This window comes from Candidatus Avelusimicrobium sp. (genome assembly GCF_050873505.1).
Lineage (GTDB): Bacteria > Elusimicrobiota > Elusimicrobia > Elusimicrobiales > Elusimicrobiaceae > Avelusimicrobium.
In genome coordinates this window covers 35,094-57,037 of the sequence record NZ_JBNMIY010000002.1, presented here as the reverse complement: position 1 = coordinate 57,037, position 21,944 = coordinate 35,094, and the positions used below count along the sequence as shown (strand labels likewise).

Here is a 21,944-nt window from a genome sequence, read left to right as displayed (position 1 = left end):
AAAAACGAAACAACCCCTTTATAAACACACAGCCAACAAAGAATATAAAAACAAAAACCCCGCCTAAAAAAGCGGGGGAAAATTAGTAAACAGCCAACCGCAAAATTAACGGGGTTGCGCTTTGCACCAAGTTAAAAAGGCTTGCCATTTTTGGTGCAAGGCACGGGCCTCCGCGGGCGTCATTTTTGGCGAAAAAGTGCGCGGAATATCCGCCGGGGGCTCTTGCAACGGCTCGCCCATATAATCAGCCGCCAAGCGCGCCGCGCCCAAGGCCGTGCTTTCGGGCTCGTCGCTTAACGTCAGCGGAACTTGCAACAAATCCGCCTGAAATTGCATTAAATAGGTGAGGCGCGTAAGCCCGCCCGATACCGCCACCGGACCGCTAACAGCCACCTGATTGGCCCGCAAATAGGCCGCAATGTCGGCCAGCAAAAACGCAATGCCGCGCACCGCTCCGGCCACCCAATCGGCCTTTTGGGTAAGGGGGGACAAGCCCGCCGCCACGGGAGACAAGGAAAAATCCCAATATGGCGCGCCCAAGCCGCCCAAGGCCGGCAAAAGCCACACCGGGGCCGCGGACGAGGTGCACAAAGCGTCTATCTTTTTATCATCCAGGGAAAGCCCCTGCGCCTTTAACCATTGGAGCGCGCTCCCCGCCGCATTAACGGGGGCTTCCAATAAATAATCACTTTGGCAAGCCGCACAAGAAGCGGCCAAGGAGGTCAGCACGCCCGGCAAAACGGCCCGTTCTTCGTGTCCCACATTATGGAGCAAAAACGCGCCCGTACCGTAATTGATAAGCGTTTGCCCGGCCTTTAAACGGCCCCACGCGGCGGCCTGCTGGTCGCCCGCACACACGCAAAGGGGAATTTTTACCTGCTCAAATTCGTACGCGCCGTAATCTGCCGCACTCGGGCGGAGTTGGGGCAAGGCTTCAAGCGGCACGCCAAAGGCCTTGCACAGGTCCGCGCTCCAAGTTTTCGTGCGGATATCCAAAAGCAGCATCCGCTGGGCAAGCGTAGCATCCGTGGCAAAGGTTTTGCCACCCGTTAAATGATAAATGAAATACGAGGGAACCGGGCCAATCAGCAAATTGTTTTCAGATAGTGCCTGCTTAACCGCCGGGCAATTTTTAAGGCACCAGGCAATTTTGGGCGCGGAAAAATACGGCGTTTTATACAGGCCTGTTACCGCGTGGATTTCCGGCTGGCTGACGGGAGCGTTTTCCGCTTCTGCCGCCGCCCGCCCGTCCTCCCACGTGAGCACCGGGGCCAAGGCTTCGCCCGTTTGCTTGTGCCACAAAACCACCGTGGAACGCTGTCCGGCCACCGAAATACTGCGGACGTTTTGCGGCCCGACTTGCATTAAAAGAGAATTTAAAACATTTTTTTGCGCGCGCAGGAGTTCGGCCCCGTCATAATAAGAAAGGCCGTTTTGGGGGCGTTTTGGCGCAAGAGCAAGGCTTTTGTGCGCCACGGTCTGCCCCGCTTGGTTAAAGGCCAAGGCACGGCAAGAGGACGTGCCCAAATCCAATGCAACAAAGAGTTTCCCGCTCATTGGTTGGCCTCATCCGTTTGCGGCTTATACCAGCGGTTTTCTTTGAGTAATGTATAGGCGGCCTTGTCCAAGGAAAGCAAGGTTTCTTCGGCCTTTTCGGTATCCATACCGGGCGTGGCGGACAAAATCTTTCCGCCGCTGTGGCGCATTTCGCCGTCCGCGGTAATGAGCCCGATATTCACACCCTCGGACACGAACGCCGCGCGGTCAAAGGACGTATCAAACATATCCCGCCCAAAGGCCGTATAAGCGGGCGTAAGGCCCGTCAAACGGTAAAGTGTGGGGATTAAATCTAATTGCGAAACGATTTGCTTGGCTTCCTGCCCTTTAAAAAGTTTCGGCGCATAAATAACCAGCGGAATACGGAAATGGTTTTTTAGGGAATCGTCCGCCGGGCCGCCCGAAGTGTGGTCCGCCACGAAGACAAAAATGGTATTATCAAACCAGCCGTCCTCTTTGGCGCGCTTTAAAAACTCGCCGATAGACCAATCGGCAAACGACAGCGTATTTAAGAATCCGTGCTCCCACGAGTCGTACGGGTATTTGTCAAACTGCGGCAAGGTGGAAGCAAACGGTTCGTGCGTAATGCCAGTAAACACCATACCCATAAAATTCTTTTCGTGGCGATTTTTAATTTTATCCGCCGCGAACATTAAGGCGTCATAATCGTAGCCGAAGGGGGCGCGGTCCTTGTATTTTAACAATTCTGGGATGTCCTCCCAGCCGTAACTGTCTTTTACGCCCAAATACGAAGCGAGCGCGCAGAGGCGGTACGAATCGCGGTGCGAGGTCTGCGCAAAAAAGGTGTAATAGCCCGCCTGGGCAAAGTGCTTGGGCATAGGGGAAAACGAGGTTAATTCCAGCCCGTAGCCAAACATCGGCAGACCGGGCACCAACGGCACGCCCGCAAACACGGCCGCAAAGCCAAAAATACTGCGCAGGCCCGCCGCATAGGCGTTCGTAAAGTTCACGCCGTTTTTTAAAATATCGTCAAATACCGGGGTAGCGCCAAAGTTTTGGCCGGATAAACCGTCCACATAATACGGGTGCCAACCTTCCAAAAGCACAATCATCACGTTGTAACCTTTTGCAAGCGGTTTATCGTCCGGCTGGGCTTGGCGCATTAAGGGATAATTTTCATCCGGCACGGTTTCGTCCGCGGCTACAAAGCGTTTTTGTGTGAGTTCCAAGGCCTTATCCGCCGGGAACGCATTGGAAATTTCCATAGCGCCCTTTCTGCCCACCTGATAGGCCGTAAACGCGCCGTTTAGCGTAAGGGAGGCGGCGGCGGGGGATGAGGCATAATTATACACATCAGCCACGCCCAAGGATTTGCCGCGCCCAATGTGCCCGCGGATGCCTAAAAAGGTAAGGAGCACAATTAAAAACAAAATTTCGCCCGTGCGGATTTTGCTGAAACGGTTAGCCTGAAAATGTTTATCCGTATAGCGGCACACCGCGCGCACCGCCCACGCAAAGCCGCCCAACAGCATAATAAGCGGCAGCCAAACCTGCGTAAGCATATACTTTAACACATAGCCCCAGTCGTTGGCCACCTGCACGATTTCCTCGGCAATGTGGCGGTTTACCTTGGGGAAATAAATCAAATCGCCGATTAAAAAGCCCGCCGCAAAAATCAGTTCGGCCAGTAATACGCCCATCCAAAACTTCACCCAGCCGCGCCCACGCACGGGCAAATTGAGCAACAACAACACCGGCCCCATAAAAAGGGCTATCACGGAAAAATCAAAGCGGAGCCCATTTAAAAAGGCGGAAAAAATCTCCGCCCCGGATAACGCGCTGAAAAAATCGCGGTTTAATAAAAAAAGCGCCGCGCGGGCCACGGTAAACAGTAGGGCCGCCACCAGCACAATAAAAAAAGACCACTTCAAGCGAAAATCCGTTTTTTGTATCATACTATTCCGCCTTGGTTAAATTTAAGTTGATGTCCTCTTCTTTTTTAGCAAATGCCTGCAATTTGGCCTTGGCTTCCGCCGGGACGGACGCATCTGTTAGTAACCCAGCGACCGTGCTTTGCGTAGGAACCAAGGTCTTGGCTAACAATTTAAGCGTGCGCAAAAGTTCCACCACTTTTTCTTTATCGGTAAATTCCAACTTTTCCACGCGGGAAAGTTCGGCCTTGTATTGTTTGCCGAAGTGGCGTTCAAAATTATTTTTGCGCATTAGCGAAATAATTTCCTTTTGCAAGGCCTTTGCTTCGTCCAATAGCGCCCCGCAACGGTCAATTTTTTCGCTCAAAATTTCTTGCTCGCTCTTGGGTTGTTCGGCGGGGGCCGGTGTTACTTTGCGCGCCGCAAAGCCCGTCGGCCCGGTGTATTCCTTACCCGTAAACACGGGGCAAATATTGCGGTAATCGCACCAGCGGCACTGGTTTTCGCCGGGAGTGGGGGCAAAATTGCCCGCGCGGATGTTGTCCGCCACCTTTAAAACGCCTTGCCAAAATTCAAAAATTTCCTTGTCCTCGGCGCGTTCAAACGTCATTTCGTGCAAAGTGGGCAAATGGTAAAAACTCAGTTGCGCCACGCGGATTTCCTTTACCCCCGGGTCCTTCTGCTCCACCAGCGCGCGGATGGCGGGGGAGTTTTCGGCCACTTTTTGGTACATATACAGTTGGTCTGGCTCGCGCTGGACGGTTTTGCCCGTTTTATAGTCCAAAATTTTGATTTTCCCGTCGCCCAAATAATCCATACGGTCCAAAATGCTAATCAGGCTCAGCCCGTCAATATCCAGGGTGCTCTTCATTTCCACGGACAGCGGATGCGCAAAGGTGGCCGCGTTTTTGGCGTAATAGGATTCAATAATCCGCCGCCCCTCGGCATATCCGGCCAGTTCCTTTTCAAGCGACGCATAGCCCTTTTGCTCGTAGGTGGTTTTGTTCCAATGGTTTTCAAAAAATACCAACGCTTCCGCCAAGGTGGGGAAAACCGGGTTCGCCGGGTTATAAATATACTCCATTACCTCGTGCAACGCGGAGCCGAACGCAAAGTAATACTTGGGTTGCTCGGGCAACATATGGACGTAGCGGAATTTGTACTTCTGCGGGCATTCTTTATACATACCCATTTTAGAATAAGAAAACGATAAATTTCTGGCCATAAAATACTCCCCAAATGCAGTTAGTTTATTTTAGCATTTTACAGAGCCAAACGCCGATAAAAAACGCTTTTCAAATAAATCTATTCCACCCCACAAAAAAGCCCCGCATTAAGCGGGGCTAACAGCATATAACGGCATTAAATTTATTTTTTGTTTAATCCCCAAATAGTTAGAGCCATAGCCGTTAAACTGCGTTGTCGTGTCTCTATACAATGCTCATCCCAAGTAGTAAAGGGCACAATATTATAACTTTGCAAACAATTTGCAAAGGGCTTTCCATAACAGTCCAAATTCTTAACTAAACATTTAGTAAGCAACAAATCCTCATTTTCATAATAAGGCACCTTTACAGAAAATTCTCCATTGCTGGCTTGTATATTCAATTTTTTATTCAGCAATGTTAGATTGCCCAACTTTTGCATACAAGCGGCATAATCCTCGGGAGACAAATTACACGCTTGTTTAACTGCTTCATTCGGTTCTTGGGGCCAAATGTGTTCAATTTCCTTATATTTTTTCATTACATCTTTTAATGATCTAAATTCACCGCGTTTTTGTTCTAAAAACTGGGCCAATTTTCCTAAAATGTATTTTTGCTTGTACTTTACCAGTCCCTGTTGGGATAATTGGTTAAAACGTTCTTCAAATATTTTTTTGTTTTTATATAATTCAGGTAAAAATTTTTCATTTAAAAATTTCTCATATTTTTCCTTGGAATCTATGTATTGTATATCCTCGTGGCTCCAACGACAAAACAATGATTCATATTGCTTTGTTAATACGCCAGAGACCATATAGACAAACAATAAATTTTCTATTTTGGAAGAAAAATCCTCAAAAACATCGTCTGGCATTTTTTCTGTATCTAAAAGGAGTAATACTTGTTGCTCTACTTTTAGTGCTTGCATATTTAATAACCCCTGAATTTCCTTACCGTCAGAGGTCCTTTTTCCATAAGCCCGAATATTCACATACAATTTCGCTTTTTCCAAAATATCATCAAAGGCTTCTATTGGATTTTGTCTTATATTTAAAATATCTTTTTTATCTGCAATTTCATTAAAGACATTGCCTTTTTGAATATCAGAACGTCCAGTTTTGACCATTATATAATGGCGCAAAAAACGGTCTGGTGTAATATTCATATTTTTGCTTTTCTCAATGGTCTTAACAAATTCACGCCATTTAAGAGAAAGATTTTTCTCATTTTCAGCCAAAGTATTTTCCTTTAAGTGTTGGAATAACAAATTTTTTAATAAATCTGTTTTTGTTAAAGAGACCCCTCTATCGTTCATATTTTGAAATAATATGAGCGCATCCTGTGTATTTTCGGTATAAATGACAGAAAAAATAACGTGCTGTTGGAAATAACTTATATATTCATACATAGACGCCCAATCCAATATGTTATTTTTAGTAAATTGCTCTTTTAGCAATTTGCTGAAATGACGGTACGCCTCCAACATTCTATATTCGGATTGAGAACAAGACCCCATTTTATAGACTTTGCTAATAAAAAGTAAGGAATCCTCCAAGGTTTCTTGTCTTATAAATTCATCCATTAATTTTTGTGTTTGTTCGTATAGGAAAGTTACCTTATATTGCAAGCCTTTTGATGTTGGATTACATAAAGAGAGTTTAATATAAAATTGTTCGTTTTCAGTACCATATTCTTTAGAGAAATCCAAAAATAATTTAAGTAAAATATAACTGGTTGTTAAACGTTGTTGTCCGTCTATAACAAAGTACGACGCACTATTCTCTGGGTGCCGCGCCAACAAAAGGCTACCCATAAAATAATCTTTATTTGCATTACTATTAAAACTCTCTAAAATGTCATTAAAAAAAGCCTCGATATTTTCTTCTTTCCAAACATAATCGCGTTGATACGCAGGAATAGAGAAAAATTTAGAAAAGATTTCACTAATAGATTTTGCTTCTGCACTTACTTGCATCGTCGGCATAAGGATTCTCCATAAAGGCTATAATATGATCTTATTATAGCAAAAACCTAAGTTTATAAAATACAAAAATTAGCACACAAAAAAGCCCCGCATTAAGCGGGGCTTTTTATAAATACAGTTTTTTAGTTGCCAAAACCGATTCTGCGGCGAGGAGCCTCTTCCTTAACCGTAGAGGGCAAGCGCACTTTGCCGCGCAGGTATTTTACAAAGTCCGTTTTAACGGGGTAGGTATCCAATTTAACGGCTACCAACGTCAAAGCGTCTTTGTACAAGGACGGATAAAGGTTCATCAAGTCCACCAAATCCGCCGCGGCCTGAGCGGCTTGTTTGGAAAGTTTCGCCAGTTCGCGGTCCGCCTTTTTTACTTGGTTGCGGTAGAAGCGTTTTTCCATTTCCGTTTCGCTCATTGCAATCTTTTTGTTGGCGGCCAGTTTGACATCTTTTAACTGGGTAATGGTTTGCTCCATAAAACCCAATTTTTTACCCAAGGCCACTGCAAGCATATTTACCTCTTCGGGCAATTCTTCATACTCGGGCACCAAGGCGACCACCTCGCGGAAGAAGGCCGGAGACATATCGGGATATTCCGTCGGCTTGGCCGATTCGGAGAGCATACCCGGGATGTTGGGATCTTTTTTAGGAAAGAAATTCGGATTGCGTTCCACTAACAAGCGTTCGCCCCATTGGGCTTGCGCCTTCATCGCGCGTTCGTTCAGGCTGGCCGTTAATTCAGCCGTTTCGGCGTCCAGTTTTTCCAATACCGCCAAGCGTTCTTTCGCGGCGAGAGAAGCGTCCGTCAGCACTTGGGCCACTTGCTGGCTATGCACTTGTTGGGCAATCGCCAAAGAGCGGCTGACCAAGGCATATTGCTGTTTAAGCACTTTGCTGGATACGCGCGGAGCCGCAGGTACACGGACTTTAAACGCGGTAGCAACTTTCTTTACTTGTTTTGCAGCAACGACAGGAGCTTTACCGGCTTGGGCAGAACCAGGAACTGCCAAACCCAGTAACAGCAGGGCTAATACGAGTTGTTTCATTTTAGGTACTCCTTTTCTTGTTGTCGGTTTAATTCGGGTACACTTTCACTATATCAAGTTATACCCCAAAAATCTACTGTTTTTTAGCAAAAAAGCCTAAATATTTTTAATAGGGTTGTTGTTTTTTTATGCAAAAAACAGGGCCAAAAGGCCTAATGGCGCATAGGTCTTTGGACCTATATGAAAAGGTGGAGGGAAAATTGCCAGCAGATAATAGGAAATATAATTTCGCCCAAACTACACAAGATATTAACTTAGATGGTTGTGGGGCAAATAAAAGAGAGATAGCAATGCGGACATTTATGCTGACAATTTGCTGACAACGCTACTGCTTCACAGGTCCGCTATTTCTGCTTATTGCAAGCACGGTTTTACGACGATAAAAAAGGGCTTTTTAGCAATTTATGCGACTTTGCGGGTAAATAAAAAACCCGCTTCCGCGGGTTCTATATTTACCTTTAAGGTCATCGGCCACAAGTCGCCTCGTTGACCCTCGGCGCTCGCGGCCCCGCCTCGCCATACTCGCCTTTCGGCCTCCGGCCTCAAACTCGTATAAGGCTCCGGCTTTCGCTTCCTACCGCCACATAAAGCAGTTTATGTGGCTTTGCGGGTAAATAAAAAACCCGCTTCCGCGGGTTCTATATTTACCCCCAATAGGAATCGAACCTATATCCCCTGCTTAGAAGGCAGATGCTCTATCCATTGAGCTATGGGGGCGCAAATCTTTTTATATATGTTATTTTACAAAAAATTCACGCAAGTTTCAAAAGTTTCTTACAAACTAGGGCAAACGGTATTGCGTACTGCTGCCGCTGACTAACGTGCCGCCCATACTTTTGCAAACACGGTGCGCCACAGAGGAGGAAGCATTTGCCACCAAACAATGCCTTTCCCCGGCATAATTGGGACTATGCTCCAAATACTGTAAATAGAAAATCGTCTGCACCCCATTTAAATAAATTTTCCCGTCAATGCGGTCTTGTCCGTTTGTATGCCAGCCGCCAGCACTTCCAGCATTGTAATCGTATTCAATGTTGCCACAATACACACGCCCCTCGCCGCCAGTTCTGCACCCGTTCACGTCCGAAATATCCAGTAGCGTAATGTCGTCCGGCGCGTAGGCGCCATTGGCCAAATAATACACCTCTGCCGCGTTAGCAATCGTTTTGACGGTAGCCATAGTGCTGGACAGACGGCTTTTTAACACGGCCACCTGATACTCCGGCAGAGCCACCGCCGCCAAAATACCAATAATGAGAACGACGACTAATAATTCAATTAAAGTAAAACCTGATGTTGCAACACGGAAAGTATTAGCCGTGCGGCCACTTATGCTAGTGTCGTCATTCTGGAAAGTTGTAGTCCAGAATCTGTTGTTGCGAAACGACGAGATTCCGTACAGAAACCTTACGGAATGACGTCTGTTTGGGGTGGCCGCACGGCTAACATCACTAAATCCTTTCATTTTTTCTCCTTGTTAAGGCCTTTATATTTGAGCAAAACGGCCTTTTATACGCGTTTTTATACACCGGATACATCCGGGTACACCCACCGCAATTTATTAAAATTTTAACAAAAAAAAAAAACGAAACAACCCCTTTAAAAATAAGTCCTGCGGACGGCTTACCTTTTTCCCTCTTTTGACTAATGAAGCCACACTGTTTTTGCAAGGTCGCAAACAAACAAAACAACAGATCCCGGATAAAAACACTCCGGGATGACAAACAAAAGAGGAAAAGCCGTCATTCCCGAAGGTTGTAGTCGGGAATCTGTTTTTGCTGTTGTTGTTCTCTTACGAAACGACAGATCCCCGACTAAATTCCTCGGGGATGACGACAACTCCACGACGACCCATAAGGTAGATTCTGAAAACCCTGCGGGCCGCCAGTTCAGAATGACCGCTCATATGAATAACATTAGGACACCACCACGCAAAAACGCCCTCTAAAAAGAGGGCGTTTTAGACTTAAACAACTAAATTATTTCTTGTCTTCGGTTCGGGCCGGAGCGTCCGTATTTACGGGCATCGGCACAAAGCCGGACGGCGTACCGTAAGGCGCACCCGCTTGGGGGGTAAGCCAATTATAGGTCTGCCCGAAAGCCTGCCCATAGGAGCCGAATAAACCTTTCGTTAAGCCGAAAGCACCCGTCGGAATCTGTTTGGGGAGCAGCCCAATGCTGGGCGCGGCCAAACTCATACTAAGCCCGATAGAGGTAAGCGGCATCCACAGCGAGGTTCTGGGCACATCCTTGCGGTCCTCAATACCCGCCTTAATGTGTCCGTCCGTGTAGTGGCTGACCATTAGCGGCACAGCGGCCAACCCCGTTTGGGACAGCGAGAAAACCGTCATTGCCGTAGTAGAGGCTTTATCACGCACCACAGCGGCTTCGGCGGCGGCAAGACCTTTGGTGCGGGCCGCCACATATCCACCGCGCACGACGTTCATATTCGCCAATTTCTGCAAGGACTGCGTTACGTTAGCCGTACCCATACCGACAAGGGCAATACCCAAGAACCCGGGGCTTGTAAAACCGTCAAAGCCGAAGGTCATCATCGTGGCGCCGCCCGCGATGTTCATCCCGTAGGAAAGTTTCAGCATCCGCTGGTATTCCAAGCCGGGGCGGAGCGGGTCCTTCAACGCGCCCAAGAGCGATTTAGCGCGCAAGCGCACCAAAAGCGGGAACGCCACCACCGTACCGCTGGTAACCAAGGCAATCCAGTTTTTGCGGTTATCCTTGTGGATGTTATTGTTAATCCAATCAAACTCCGTTACAGACGGACGGATTAACTGGTTGGCCGCCTTGTTAAAGGTGGCGGCTTCAAAGCCCGTAAAGGTAAAGGCGGCAGCCGTCAGCGGCAGGAGTTCCTTGCTGGCCAAAATCCGCAGGGAGCCCCACGTTTCGCCCCAACCGTCGCGCATTATGGTACGGGTATTCTGCCACGCATTAGACATAGCCGGATACAGTCCGCCGCGCAAGGCCAAGGGTTTTAACTTCATAAACCCGGCAACCTTGCCGATGTTAGGGTCAATGCGGGAGAAATACAAACTGCCCAAGGACAGCGCGGAAATCGTGCCCAGCACCGGGAAGGCGAGCGAAAAGTCCGTCTTGCCAGGGAAAAAGGCGTTGGCTACAACAGGGGGCAACAACATTGCCATAGAACCCATATTTTTAAACGCCATACTGGTAAGCAGCGAACCGCCGCCGCCAATGCGGTCAATTAACAGGTTGAGCCCGGAGCGGTTTAACGCGGAGGACAAGCCAATCGCCGCGCCGGATACGAACAGCGGCCAAATGGGGGGCAATTTATCCTCATTTACCTTACCGCCAAAGCCGGACATCCCCGCAAACACCAAGCCGCCAAAGGCCGTACCCAAGGCCATTTTAACGGTCTTTAAGGCGCCGATTTTCATCACCAACGGCGAGAAAACCGGGGTCAGCAAAGAGGGAATATACGGCAGGGCGAGGGAGATCATCGTCTTGTCCGTTTCGGTAATTTGGTCGCCGTAAATGTTTTCCAGCGGCGCGATTAAACTGGACGAAGCGGAACTCAAACTAAGCCCGGTGGCGATATAGAGCGGCACCAATTTGCTGGGCGTACTCTTTACCGTCAAATCAAAGCGCATCCCCGCAGGGGCTTGGCGCACAATGTCCAAGAACGGTTTTAACTGCGTTTTGCGCACGCCGTACGAGAACGGGGCCACGTTGCTAAGCAACTGTCCACCGCGGTAGAAATTGACCGAGCCGGACGGGCCCAACACCATTTGCGCATCTTTTAAGCCCAAGTAGGTGTCGGCCTTCAAGGTAAGCGGCACGGAAACCAATTCGCCCGCTTCCGTTTGGCGGAAGACCGGGATATCGTGCGCGTACATATTTTCTTTACTGCGGGTTAAAATGTTTTTAAACGACCACTTGCCCGTTTCGGCCTTTTGCGCCTGGAACAAATTCCAGCGGTTGGCAAAGGAACTGCGCAGGGAACCAAAGAAACCGGGCTGGCTAATAGCCGTCAGTTTCAGTTCAAAGGGCTTTGCCAAGTCCGCCCGTTCGGCAGCCGCCGCAAAGGCAGGGATCTGGGAATCCGACAACGTAAGTTTAAAATTGGTGGGCTGTTTAACACCCGCTAAATCCGTACCGAAGCCAAACTTCACACCGGATTTGCCTTGCGTAAATACGGCGCGCTGGTAGCCCGCCTTTTTCAGGCCGCCAAAGCCGGAAACCGCATATACGTTAAGCGGCAATTCCGTCGCCGTCGCGCCATCGCCCGTTAATACGGCCGAGCCCAAGGGGGTAACCTTTTGCTTTTTGGCCGGGGCAGATTTTTCCGCCGCAATACCCGCCAAAGAGGCGGGGGCTTTAACGGAAGCGTCCCCATTAAGCGCGTGCATAAGGGCTTGGCCGATTTTGCCATAGGCCTCGTCGGTTAAAAAGCGTTTATCTGCGTCCATAGCCTGCGCCAAATTGCTCATAAAGGCCTTTTTATAGGACCCGCGCGAGAACGTCCGCTTGAACCAACTTCTTGCGGCATATTGTGCGTTCGTTTTCTGGATTGTTTGTTCCAGCAGGGTGGTGGCGTAAGCGGTTTGCTCCGCCGTCGGGGCCACGCCTAAGGTAGCAGACAACAAACTGTTTACAGCCGCGCCGTCAGGCTTGCCGTTGGAAAGGAGCGGGCGGCGTTCAAAAGTGGCGATATTTTCGGGTACTTTTACCGTTTTTAAATTGCGTACTTCCGCCGCCAACGAGGCCGTTTCGCCCGGTTTATAGCCCGGCAAGGAGCCTAATTGGGAAATTTCCTTGGCCAACATTTGGCGGTAGGCGCCGTCCGCGCTGAAAGTGGTTAATTTGGCCATTGTGCCGCGGTTGGCAAAAGCGGTATTGGCCCGCTGGGTGGCCGCCGCCAAAGAGGTATTAAGGCTGGCTACTTCACCCTCGTTTAACACCGTCGGATGCATCGCCGCCGGCGCGCCGACGGACAATACACCCGCTTCGGCAGAAAACTTCAAATTGGAAGCCACCATTTTGCTGGCCGCCGGGATAAATCCGCCCGGCACCTTTAAGAGTTCCGCCGTGGTGGGCACGGTGGCAAACTGCGGCAACTGCGCGAGGACGGCCGGCTCTAACCCTTTGCGCAAACGCACCGGGATATTGCGCATTGTGCGCAGGGGTTTAACCACATTTAAGCGGCGCAACATCATTGCGCGCTGGGTTACCGTCGCGCCCGAGCGGGCCATATTCATTGCCTTGTACATCGCCCGGCCCAAGTTGGCGCCCTTCAAAGCGAGTTTGGAAATATCCACCAAACACCATACCAAAATAGCAATATCGGCATATTGCGCGGCCTTTAACCACCAGTTGGTGCGGTCCTGGCGGACGCGCTTGGCGTTATAAGCGGCGCTTCCGCGTCCGTAAGCGGAAATGGCGTAACCCGGCTTCGGCGCGTGCTTTTTGGCGGAAGCGGCATATACCTTATATAGTTTTTGGTCCAAAAGCAATTCGCTTTCCGCGCTTAAATCGCCCATACTTTGGTTAAACAGGTAGCGCGCAATGGCGGCAGAAGCGGAAAGCCCTGTCATTGTAAGATATTGATTAAAAAGGTCCCGGCGGGAGGCTTGTTTCTGACGGTTTTGGGCGGCCTGTTGGGGGGTAATACGCACACTGCGGCCAAAGGAATCCAGGTACGCGCCCGGCTGTAAATAATTTCCTTGCGGGTTGTAATTTTCGGCCCCGCTCTTGCCGCTGTGCAAGGCACCCGCCAAGAACGGCACAATACCCGTGCAAGTCATTTTGTATTCGTTTTTAAGCGTTACACTTTTGGAAACATACACGCCGCAGCGGTCCACGCCGAACTCTTTAAGCATTGCCAAACTTTCTTTGCTTCCCTCGGCGGCCAAGAGCAAGGCCAAATCTTCCCACGCGTTGCCAAAAGCGGCGGTATTGGACGTATTCTTGGTAAGCGGATAGACGGCGTATTTGGAAACTTCGCCCAAATACTGCCCGTTAATATTTTTAAGCACATCCACGGCTGTGGTTACGCTCAGTAAATCCAAATTGGAAATATCGCGCTCTTTATCGGTGGCGGAATAAATAAACCCGCGCAGTACGCTGTACTGCTTCATCGCCAAAAGTGCGCTCGCGCCCGTGAGCAAGGCCGGCACGGAATAGGCACCCGTGCGCGTTTTTTCCATAAAGTTTTCCACTAATTGGGCGTCTTGCGCGGACGACCCCACCATACCGAGCCCCACTACCGCCGTCAGCGGCAAGGAACACTCCGTTTCGCACTTGGCGGTTTTTAAAGTATTGCTGTACATCTGGCGCAAGGCTTGCTTTTGCTGGGGGGTAAAAAAGGATTTTCCGTCCCGCGTGCGCAAGGGCAGAACGCGCACGGCGAGGGTCATTAATTTGCGTTTGGCAAAGGGGGCCTTATCCTTTAAAATAAATAAGTCCTTTACGGCTTGGAAAATTTGCTTTTCCGCCTGCGCCAAGGATTCCGCCTGCGCCTGGTTAAAAATTACTTTGGCTTGGGCGTTGCGCTTTTTGCTCCAAGCGTTTAACTGGGCCAACGAATCCTTCTGCCATTGGTTAATCAACGCTTCGTTTTCGGCGAGCCACGCTTCCACCTTGGCGGCATCATACTTACCGGAATCGGTCATTTGCTTGGCCTGGGCTTTTAAATTGGCCTTTGCCCGGGCGGCGCGGTCGTTTACTTGGGCAATTTGCTGTTTCTTTTGGGCGGCGGTGTCTTTGGTGAGTTCCGCTTTAAATACGGCAAAAGCGTTCTTGGTTTCTTTTACGGAAAAAGCATTGTTCGGATTTAATAAAGCGTCAATCTGAGTTAAGCGGGCTTTGTTTTTATCCGTCAGGCGGCCTTGGTCAATTTTAAAGAGTTGCTGTTGTACACGTTTTTCTTGTTCAATACGGGGGAGGGCGGTGCTTTCGCGGGTGGAAACGGCTTCAAAATACTTGTGGTTTAGAGAACTTTCCAAATCTTCCTTCTGCTTTTTGCTTAACTTAAAGCCCGTCTTTGCCGTTTGGGCCATTGCCGGAGAAGCAATATTAATAAAAAAACTAAATGCAACAAACAAACAAGTCAAGCGTTTTAACAAATCAGCCAAAGCAGATAGATTATTCATAGTTAGAAGTGTCCCTTTATTATAAAGTAAAAAACTCTACATCCTTATTATATTTTCCTACAAAACATCTTTTTGCGCAAGGGTCAAAGGACCCAAAATAGGGATAGTCATTTTATATTATTTGATTTTTCCCAATACACCCCGGGGGAATTTTGTATAATAAAGGTAAAGATTTTATCTTAACAGGAGAAGAGTAATGCCTACTAAACATACCGCTAAAAGCGTTTGTTCTCATCTTCAAAAGCACCGCTGCAAATACCAGCCCGTGCTTCCCAACATCCTTAAAAAAGGCCCCGCGGCCGTAAAACCCAAATTGGGCAAAGCGACCAAAAGCGTAGCCGACCAAGCCGCCGTAAAACGGATTTTCCCCAATACCTACGGCTTGCCTGAAATTACCTTTGTAAAAGGCTCCAACGCCGCCGCCTGCAAAAAGGCCGTGCGCGTGGGCGTGGTGCTCTCCGGCGGACAGGCCCCGGGCGGCCACAACGTAATCGGCGGTCTGTTGGACGGGCTTAAAAAAGCCAACGCCAAGAATAAACTTTTCGGTTTCTTGGGCGGGCCCAGCGGCATCGTAGAAAACAAATTTATTGAAATCACCCCGGCCTTAATGAAGGACTACCGCAACACCGGCGGTTTTGACCTTATCCAATCCGGCCGCACCAAAATTGAAACGGACGAACAATTAAAAGCCGCCAAAGATAACCTCTTGGCCAACAAAATGGACGCGCTCGTAGTAGTAGGGGGCGACGACTCCAACACCAACGCCTGCGTAATTGCCGAATATTTAAAACAGCAGGGTGTGGACATCTCCGTTATCGGCGTGCCGAAGACGATTGACGGCGACCTGAAAAACAAACAAATTGAAACCTCCTTTGGTTTTGATACCGCTACCAAAATTTACGCCGAACTCGTGGGCAATATTGAACGCGACGTCAATTCCGCGCGCAAATATTGGCACTTTGTCCGCCTGATGGGCAGAAGCGCCTCCCACATTACCTTGGAAGTAGCGTTTAAAACGCACCCCAACGCCGTGCTCATTGGCGAAGAAGTATTAGCCAAAAAGATGACGCTCGGCCAAATTGTGGACGATTTGGCTAAACTCATTGCCAAACGCGCCAAAGCGGGCAAAAACTACGGTGTAGTGTTGGTGCCGGAAGGCTTAATTGAATTTATCCCGGAAATGAAGGAACTCATCAGTGCGCTTAACGACTCGCTGGCCGAAAACGAAGCCGCCTTGTCCAAGATGAACACCGTGGCCGAAAAGAAAGAGTTTATTATCTCCAAACTCCCGGCCAAACTCGCTGACCTGATGAAATCCTTGCCGGCCGGTATCGCCAGCCAGTTGATGTTGGACCGCGACCCGCACGGCAACGTACAGGTTTCCTTGATTGAAACCGAAAAGTTGCTGGTGGAAATGCTCCGCACGAAACTGGCCGAAATGAAGAAGGAAGGCAAATACGACGGTAAATTCTCCGCTATTACGCACTTCTTCGGTTACGAAGGCCGCTGCGGTATTCCGTCCACCTTTGACGCGAACTATACCTATGCCTTGGGTTACAACGCCGCCGTTTTGGCGCTTAACAAATGCTCGGGCTACCTCTCTTCCGTGCGCAAACTGACCAAAAAGGCGCAGGACTGGGAATGCGGCGGTATTCCGTTGACGATGATGATGAACATTGAACGCCGCAAAGGTAAAGAAAAACCGGTCATCAAAAAGGCCCTCGTGGAACTCAAAGGCGAACCCTTTAAGCACTTGCTTAAAAACCGCGCCGATTGGGCGGAGTTGGACCTTTACACCTTCCCCGGCCCGATTCAGTTCTTCGGCCCGGACGAGGTAACGAATATGACCACGTTCACCTTGCTCTTGGAACAGGGCAAAAAGGTCAAATAAGCATTTTAATATGCACCAAGGCGGGCTAATGTAAAAGGCCCGCCTTCTTATTTTTATATTCTGTGCTAAAATAAAGTAACGGAATTTTTATATATGGCTTCGCGCACACTTGCAAAACTGATACGCCTTTGCCGCCGGGAAAATTTCTCATTAGGCGGCTTATATGATGCCTTGGCACACCAATTAGCGGGGGATAAAGCCCCGGCGTGGGGTGAATTTCTGCCTAAAAAGCCCCTCGTGCCGCCCGCCATTGCGCGCGAATTAAAGCAAACGGACGTGAAACCCGAAGATTTAGGTTTTTTACAGGCCCTGCTCCAAGCGGACGGGCGCGAAAAAGGCGTTTTTTATACGCCGGATACGGTGGCACAGCACCTGGCCGGGCAAACGCTCTTTTACGCTTTATGCCGCCAAGCCTCTTTGCCACCCGAAGAGGCCCGCGCTCTATTAAAGGGCACCCAGACGGCGGACTTAAAAACGCTTACATTTTTAAAAAATCTCACCGTGTGCGACCCGGCCTGCGGAACGGGCAATTTGCTAATCCCTTTCGCGCAAAAACTGGCGGATATCCTCCAACGGGCCGAGCCCCAAACACCCTATGGGCAAATTTTAGCGCAAATCGTCCGCCAAAATCTTTATGCGGGGGATATTTCGCCGCAAGCAATTAGCACCTTTAAGTTGCGCCTGGCGCTTTTGCCGGGGGTGGAAAATCCCTTTAATTTCCCTAATTTGCGGGTATTGGACGCACTTTCGGCCCACAACGGGCAGACCTGTTGGCAGGCGGAATTTCCCGCCGTATTTATCAAAAAAGGCGGGTTTGATGTGGTGCTTTCCAATCCGCCGTACGTTGGGCAAAAAAACCACCGGGAAATTTTTGAACCTCTGCGCAAAAACCCGCTCTGGCAAGATAAAATTACACCCAAAAGCGATTTGCTCTACCTGTTTTTTTATTTGGCGCTTAAAATTTTGTGCACGTCCGGCACCGCGGGCTTTTTGACTACGCCTTACTTTGCCACCGCCCAAGGGGCCGCCCTCTTGCGACAGGATTTAAGACAAAATGCCGCTCTCTTATATTTGCAGGACTTTGGCGAACAGCGGCTCTTTGCCGAGGCGGACGGGCACCACAGTTTAATAAGCATTTTTGAAAAAGGCCGTAGCGAAACACCCTGCGCCGTAAACGGCACGCCCGTTGCACAAGGAACACTTTTTAACGGGGAAAACGCTTATTTACTTATCCAAACCGGGGGAAATTTACAGGCGGTACTTGCTAAAATGGCAAGCGTTCCGCGCACGTTAAAGGACGTCGCCACCGTAACCAACGGGCTAATGACGGGGTGCGATAAAATTTCCGCCGCCCATTTGAAGAAATTTGCGCTCCCCGGCGTGGAAAAAGGCAACGGGGTGTTTGTGCTGTCATCGCGCGAAAAAAACGCGTTAAACCTCTCCGCAACCGAACAAGACAGATTAAAGCCGTTTTTTAAAAATTCCGATATTTTCCCTTACGCCGCGCGCCAAATTCCAAGCCGTTGGCTGATTGATTTCTTCTACCCCGGGGATAAAGATACCGATTTTTCCCAATACCCCGCCTTGCGAGCACACCTAAAAAAATTCGCCCCGGTTTTGCTCGCCCGCAAGCAAAACAACAACGGCATAGACAAAGCCTTAAAGCGGGGGGAATATTGGTTCGGCTCCGTGCGGCGGAAAATGGATTTTGACGCGCCCAAATTGGCCGTGCCCCAGCGTGCTATAAAAAATATGTTCGCCTATACGCCCGGCCCGTGGTACGCCAGTTCAGACGTATATTTTATATCGGCCCCGAAAGGCGTTTCCCTGTGGTATTTGCTGGCCCTGTTTAATTCCGCGCCGTATTACGCGTGGCTTTTTTACAAGGGCAAACGTAAGGGCAATTTGCTGGAACTTTACTCCGCCCCGCTAAACGATTTACCCGTACCCGCGGCCGCGCCGCACGAGGAAACCGCGCTGGAAGCATTAGCCAAGCAAATTTACGCCTTAAAGACGCAACCCCCGCAGGCAGACACGGCACCGCTGGAAGCACAAATAAACCGCCTGGTGGGTAAGGTTTTGGCCCTGACCGAGGACGAAACGGCACAATGCGTATCGTTTTTACACCGTCAGCCGGCCCCAAAAAAAGATATAATTTAACAAACCCCTACAAGGACTTTTTATGAAGATTAGAAACCTCTCTCTTTTTGCGCTTATTAACTGGCTTTTGTGGTGTATTTTATCTCTTTTTTACTTTAAAACAGGCGGTTTTGCGGGCGACTTTTACGGCAACCTCTTTACCACATTTTTTATCCCGGGGCATATTTTGCTTTTTGCCTTGGGGCTTTTTATATTATCGCTCCCGTGGCGCCTGATTGGCCCGCGCGCCCTGCAAGCGGCGGCTACCGTGTGGGGGGGCGTTTTCTCGCTGTTTTTTGTGCTGGACATTATCGTCTATTCCCAATACCGCTTCCACATTAGCCCGGCGATGCTGGAACTCTTCTTTGGCCCGGCCGGGCGGGAAATTTTTATGTTCCCGGCGGCTACTTGGGTGATGGCCTTTACGGGCCTAGCGGCTTTGTTTGCGGCCGAGTGGGGGCTGACCGTCCTCGGCAAAAAATTGACGCTTTCCAACAAGTTCCTTATTTGGACGGGCGTATTTTTTGTGCTTATTTCGCTTGGGTACAACGGTTTATTTGCGTGGGCTAAATTTATGATGGTTCCGTCCATTACCGCCCAGCGCGACAGGCTTCCGTTTTCAAATCCTCTTTCCGTCAACCGCCGCCTGCGCAAAATGGGTTTTGAGCCCAAGCGCGAACCGTACGCGCTTCCTGCCCGCGGGGATTTAAATTATCCCTTGCATACGCTTTCCTGCGCACCGGACAAAAAGCCCAATGTACTTATTATTTTGGTGGAATCGTGGCGCTCGGACAGTTTTACGCCCGAAGTGATGCCCCGCTTAACCCAATGGAGCCGGCACGCAGGCGCACATTACTTTGCCAACCATTTAAGCGGCGGGAACGCCACCGAAGCGGGGGTTTTTTCGCTTTTTTATGCTATGCCCTATGCGTATTGGAACGATTTTACGAGCCGCCACTTGCCGCCCGTTTTGGTGAGCGAGGCACAAGCCCTGGGCTATGCGCCTGCTGTGTATAGCAGCGGCAAGTTAAACAGCCCCGCCTTCCACCAAAATGTGTTTGCCGCTATCCCCAATTTGCGCCTGGAATCCAAGGGCCAAACCAAATGGGAGCGGGATATAGACGCCGTGCAAGATTTTGAAGCGTTTTTAGATAAGCACAACCCCAAGGAGCCGTTCTTTGGCTTTGTGTTTTTGGACGCTCCGCACGGGAGCGATTCGCCCAAGGAAGACCAAATTTTTAAACCCGCAGGCGAAGCGATGAATTACCTGCTTTTAACCAAAAATACGGACCCGACCCCCTATATGAACCGCTACAAAAATTCCCTGCATTTTACCGATAAAATGATAGACCGCCTGCTGACGGATTTGCAAAAGCGCGGACTCTTAAAAAATACCTGGGTCGTTTTGACCGGGGACCACGGGCAGGAAATTAACGACACGCGCCACAATTTTTGGGGACACAACAGCAATTTTGCCAAGTACCAAACGCACGTTCCGCTTTTTGTGTGGAGCCCGTCCAATGCGTCCGCCCAAACGCTTACCTACCGCACGAACCATTACGACGTTGCGCCCACTATCTTAACGCACGTTTACAACTGCACGAACGCCCCTGCGGATTACTCTATCGGCACCGATTTATTTGACGATACCCCGCGCCCGTTCAGCCTTATTTCCAGTTATACCAAAAAGGCCGTGCGCACCGGAGATAAAATAACGGTAATGGACGCTTACGGTAATTTGGAATTTTACGACGAAAACTTTACCCCAATTTCGGACGGCGCCGACGCGGCCCAAGTAGGGGAAGCATTTAAGACGTTTGCCAAGTTTTACAAATAACTTGAAACACGGCTAAAATTTGTGCTATAAATTAAGTAGTTGTTAAAGGAGAAAGTATGAACGTAATTAACATGTATTTTTTGGATGTTTTTAAAAAGCACTATGTAGATTTTAAGGGCCGCGCCACCCGCAAACAATACTGGATGTATGTATTGTTTACCGTGGTTGCGTTATTAATTTTGGCCGTAGTGCTTAGTTTCTTTGGCAAAGTAGGCCAAATTGTTTTCAACTTGTGCCAGTTGGCTATTTTGTTGCCGTCTTTGGCTATTTTGGCCCGCCGCTTGCACGATACCAACAAAAGCGCTTGGTGGATTCTTTTGAACCTCGTGCCGTTTATCGGTGGAATTGTGCTTTTCGTCTTTGCCGTGCTTCCCAGCAACGAAGGCGAAAACCGCTTCGGTCCCGCCAACAACTAATTTGTAAAAATACCGCTCCCGCAGTGGGGGCGGTATTTTTTTGTCTGCGTTACTATGAGAACTTACCGCCTGATTTTAGCGCTTGTTTTGCTGGTTCTGGTTTCGGCCGGGGCATACACGGCCTTTATGTATGTATATACCGAGCAAAAATTCATCTTGCCGCAACTCTTAACCGAGCCGTCTGATTTCGCCCTCGCCGAGCCCGCTAAACAGATTTTGTTTTTGCACCAAGTAAACACTCCGCGCCGCGCCCAGAAAAAAGAGGACAAATACCCCGGTTTTGAACTGGATTTAACCGCCGTAACCGAAGAAAACGGCGAGCGGCTGTATGTAGCGCACGACGAAAAACAACTCAAAAACCGCGTAAAACTGGCCGATATTTTTTCTGCGCTGCGTGCCCCGGCGGAAAAATACTGGTGGTTTGACATCAAAACGGACCTCACGCAGGCGGATATAGACTATATTTTAAATACATCCAAGGCCTTCCATATTCCGCAGGACCATTTGTATTTGGAAGCCAACCCCGGCCCCACGGCTAGGCTAATAAAAAAGAATAACCTAAATTTACTTTTGCAACTGATAGACGGCTTTGAAGAGGACGGACAAAACGCAAACACCCGCACCGCCATCAACGAAGCGGCCCTAAAAGAGTGGCAGGAATACAAGCCCGCCGCCGTATCGGCCAGTTTCGGCAAATATACCTATTTAAAGGCGTATTTTCCGCACCTGCCCAAGGCCATTTATTACACGGCTACCGTGCGCCCGAGCCTTAAAAAAACCTTTTTAAAACGCCATATGGCCGGGGATCCCTCGGTACAGATTTTTATGGTAGATGAATATACTTTCTAGGAGTTTTTTA

At 49.2% G+C, this 21,944-nt stretch carries 13 protein-coding genes and 1 tRNA gene; 6 read left to right on the top strand and 8 right to left on the bottom strand.

Features of this window, described 5'->3' with window-relative positions; all coding sequences use genetic code 11:
• Positions 1 to 105: 105 nt before the first annotated feature.
• The 7 genes from ACR0QV_RS01260 to ACR0QV_RS01230 all read right to left on the bottom strand — a co-directional run bounded on the left by ACR0QV_RS01260 (position 106) and on the right by ACR0QV_RS01230 (position 9,140).
• On the bottom strand, positions 106 to 1,557 hold the full coding sequence (locus ACR0QV_RS01260) for an FGGY family carbohydrate kinase (RefSeq protein ID WP_432634196.1): 1,452 nt from the start codon (positions 1,555 to 1,557) through the stop codon (positions 106 to 108).
• On the bottom strand, positions 1,554 to 3,473 hold the full coding sequence (locus tag ACR0QV_RS01255) for an LTA synthase family protein (protein ID WP_432634195.1): 1,920 nt from the start codon (positions 3,471 to 3,473) through the stop codon (positions 1,554 to 1,556). Before ACR0QV_RS01255 ends, ACR0QV_RS01260 begins: the two co-directional genes overlap by 4 nt.
• Position 3,474: 1 nt before the next feature.
• Positions 3,475 to 4,674 carry a RecB family exonuclease gene (locus tag ACR0QV_RS01250; protein ID WP_432634194.1) on the bottom strand — a complete coding sequence of 400 codons (1,200 nt, stop codon included), beginning with the start codon at positions 4,672 to 4,674 and terminating at the stop codon, positions 3,475 to 3,477.
• Positions 4,675 to 4,817: 143 nt separating this feature from the next.
• Positions 4,818 to 6,638, bottom strand: coding sequence for a DUF262 domain-containing protein (locus ACR0QV_RS01245; protein ID WP_432634193.1), 1,821 nt, complete (start codon positions 6,636 to 6,638; stop codon positions 4,818 to 4,820).
• A gap of 122 nt (positions 6,639 to 6,760) precedes the next feature.
• A complete protein-coding gene (locus ACR0QV_RS01240; protein WP_432634192.1) occupies positions 6,761 to 7,675 on the bottom strand; it encodes a hypothetical protein in 915 nt (304 codons plus the stop codon).
• 645 nt (positions 7,676 to 8,320) lie between these two features.
• A tRNA-Arg gene (locus ACR0QV_RS01235) sits at positions 8,321 to 8,392 on the bottom strand.
• Between the two features lie 64 nt (positions 8,393 to 8,456).
• The gene (locus ACR0QV_RS01230; RefSeq protein WP_432634191.1) at positions 8,457 to 9,140 is read right to left on the bottom strand and encodes a type IV pilin protein; all 684 of its coding nucleotides are present in this window, start codon (positions 9,138 to 9,140) and stop codon (positions 8,457 to 8,459) included.
• A 252-nt stretch (positions 9,141 to 9,392) separates the two neighbouring features.
• Between ACR0QV_RS01230 and ACR0QV_RS01225 the strand changes: the two genes are divergently transcribed.
• Positions 9,393 to 9,623 (top strand): hypothetical protein, encoded by a 231-nt coding sequence (locus ACR0QV_RS01225; protein ID WP_432634190.1) that lies wholly within the window; start codon positions 9,393 to 9,395, stop codon positions 9,621 to 9,623.
• A 31-nt stretch (positions 9,624 to 9,654) separates the two neighbouring features.
• On the opposite strand, the gene ACR0QV_RS01220 is transcribed toward ACR0QV_RS01225, so the two are convergent.
• Positions 9,655 to 14,802, bottom strand: coding sequence for a hypothetical protein (locus tag ACR0QV_RS01220; protein ID WP_432634189.1), 5,148 nt, complete (start codon positions 14,800 to 14,802; stop codon positions 9,655 to 9,657).
• A 196-nt stretch (positions 14,803 to 14,998) separates the two neighbouring features.
• On the opposite strand from ACR0QV_RS01220, the gene ACR0QV_RS01215 reads away from it, so the two are divergent.
• From ACR0QV_RS01215 to ACR0QV_RS01195, 5 genes are all read left to right on the top strand, one after another.
• Complete coding sequence (locus tag ACR0QV_RS01215) at positions 14,999 to 16,693, top strand: diphosphate--fructose-6-phosphate 1-phosphotransferase (protein WP_432634188.1); 1,695 nt, start codon at positions 14,999 to 15,001, stop codon at positions 16,691 to 16,693.
• Positions 16,694 to 16,786: 93 nt separating this feature from the next.
• Complete coding sequence (locus tag ACR0QV_RS01210) at positions 16,787 to 18,853, top strand: Eco57I restriction-modification methylase domain-containing protein (protein ID WP_432634187.1); 2,067 nt, start codon at positions 16,787 to 16,789, stop codon at positions 18,851 to 18,853.
• A gap of 22 nt (positions 18,854 to 18,875) precedes the next feature.
• Positions 18,876 to 20,669, top strand: a complete 1,794-nt coding sequence (locus ACR0QV_RS01205; protein ID WP_432634186.1) for a sulfatase-like hydrolase/transferase — start codon at positions 18,876 to 18,878, stop codon at positions 20,667 to 20,669.
• 56 nt (positions 20,670 to 20,725) lie between these two features.
• On the top strand, positions 20,726 to 21,085 hold the full coding sequence (locus ACR0QV_RS01200; RefSeq protein WP_432634185.1) for a DUF805 domain-containing protein: 360 nt from the start codon (positions 20,726 to 20,728) through the stop codon (positions 21,083 to 21,085).
• Between the two features lie 54 nt (positions 21,086 to 21,139).
• Complete coding sequence (locus ACR0QV_RS01195) at positions 21,140 to 21,934, top strand: hypothetical protein (protein WP_432634184.1); 795 nt, start codon at positions 21,140 to 21,142, stop codon at positions 21,932 to 21,934.
• Positions 21,935 to 21,944: the final 10 nt, after the last annotated feature.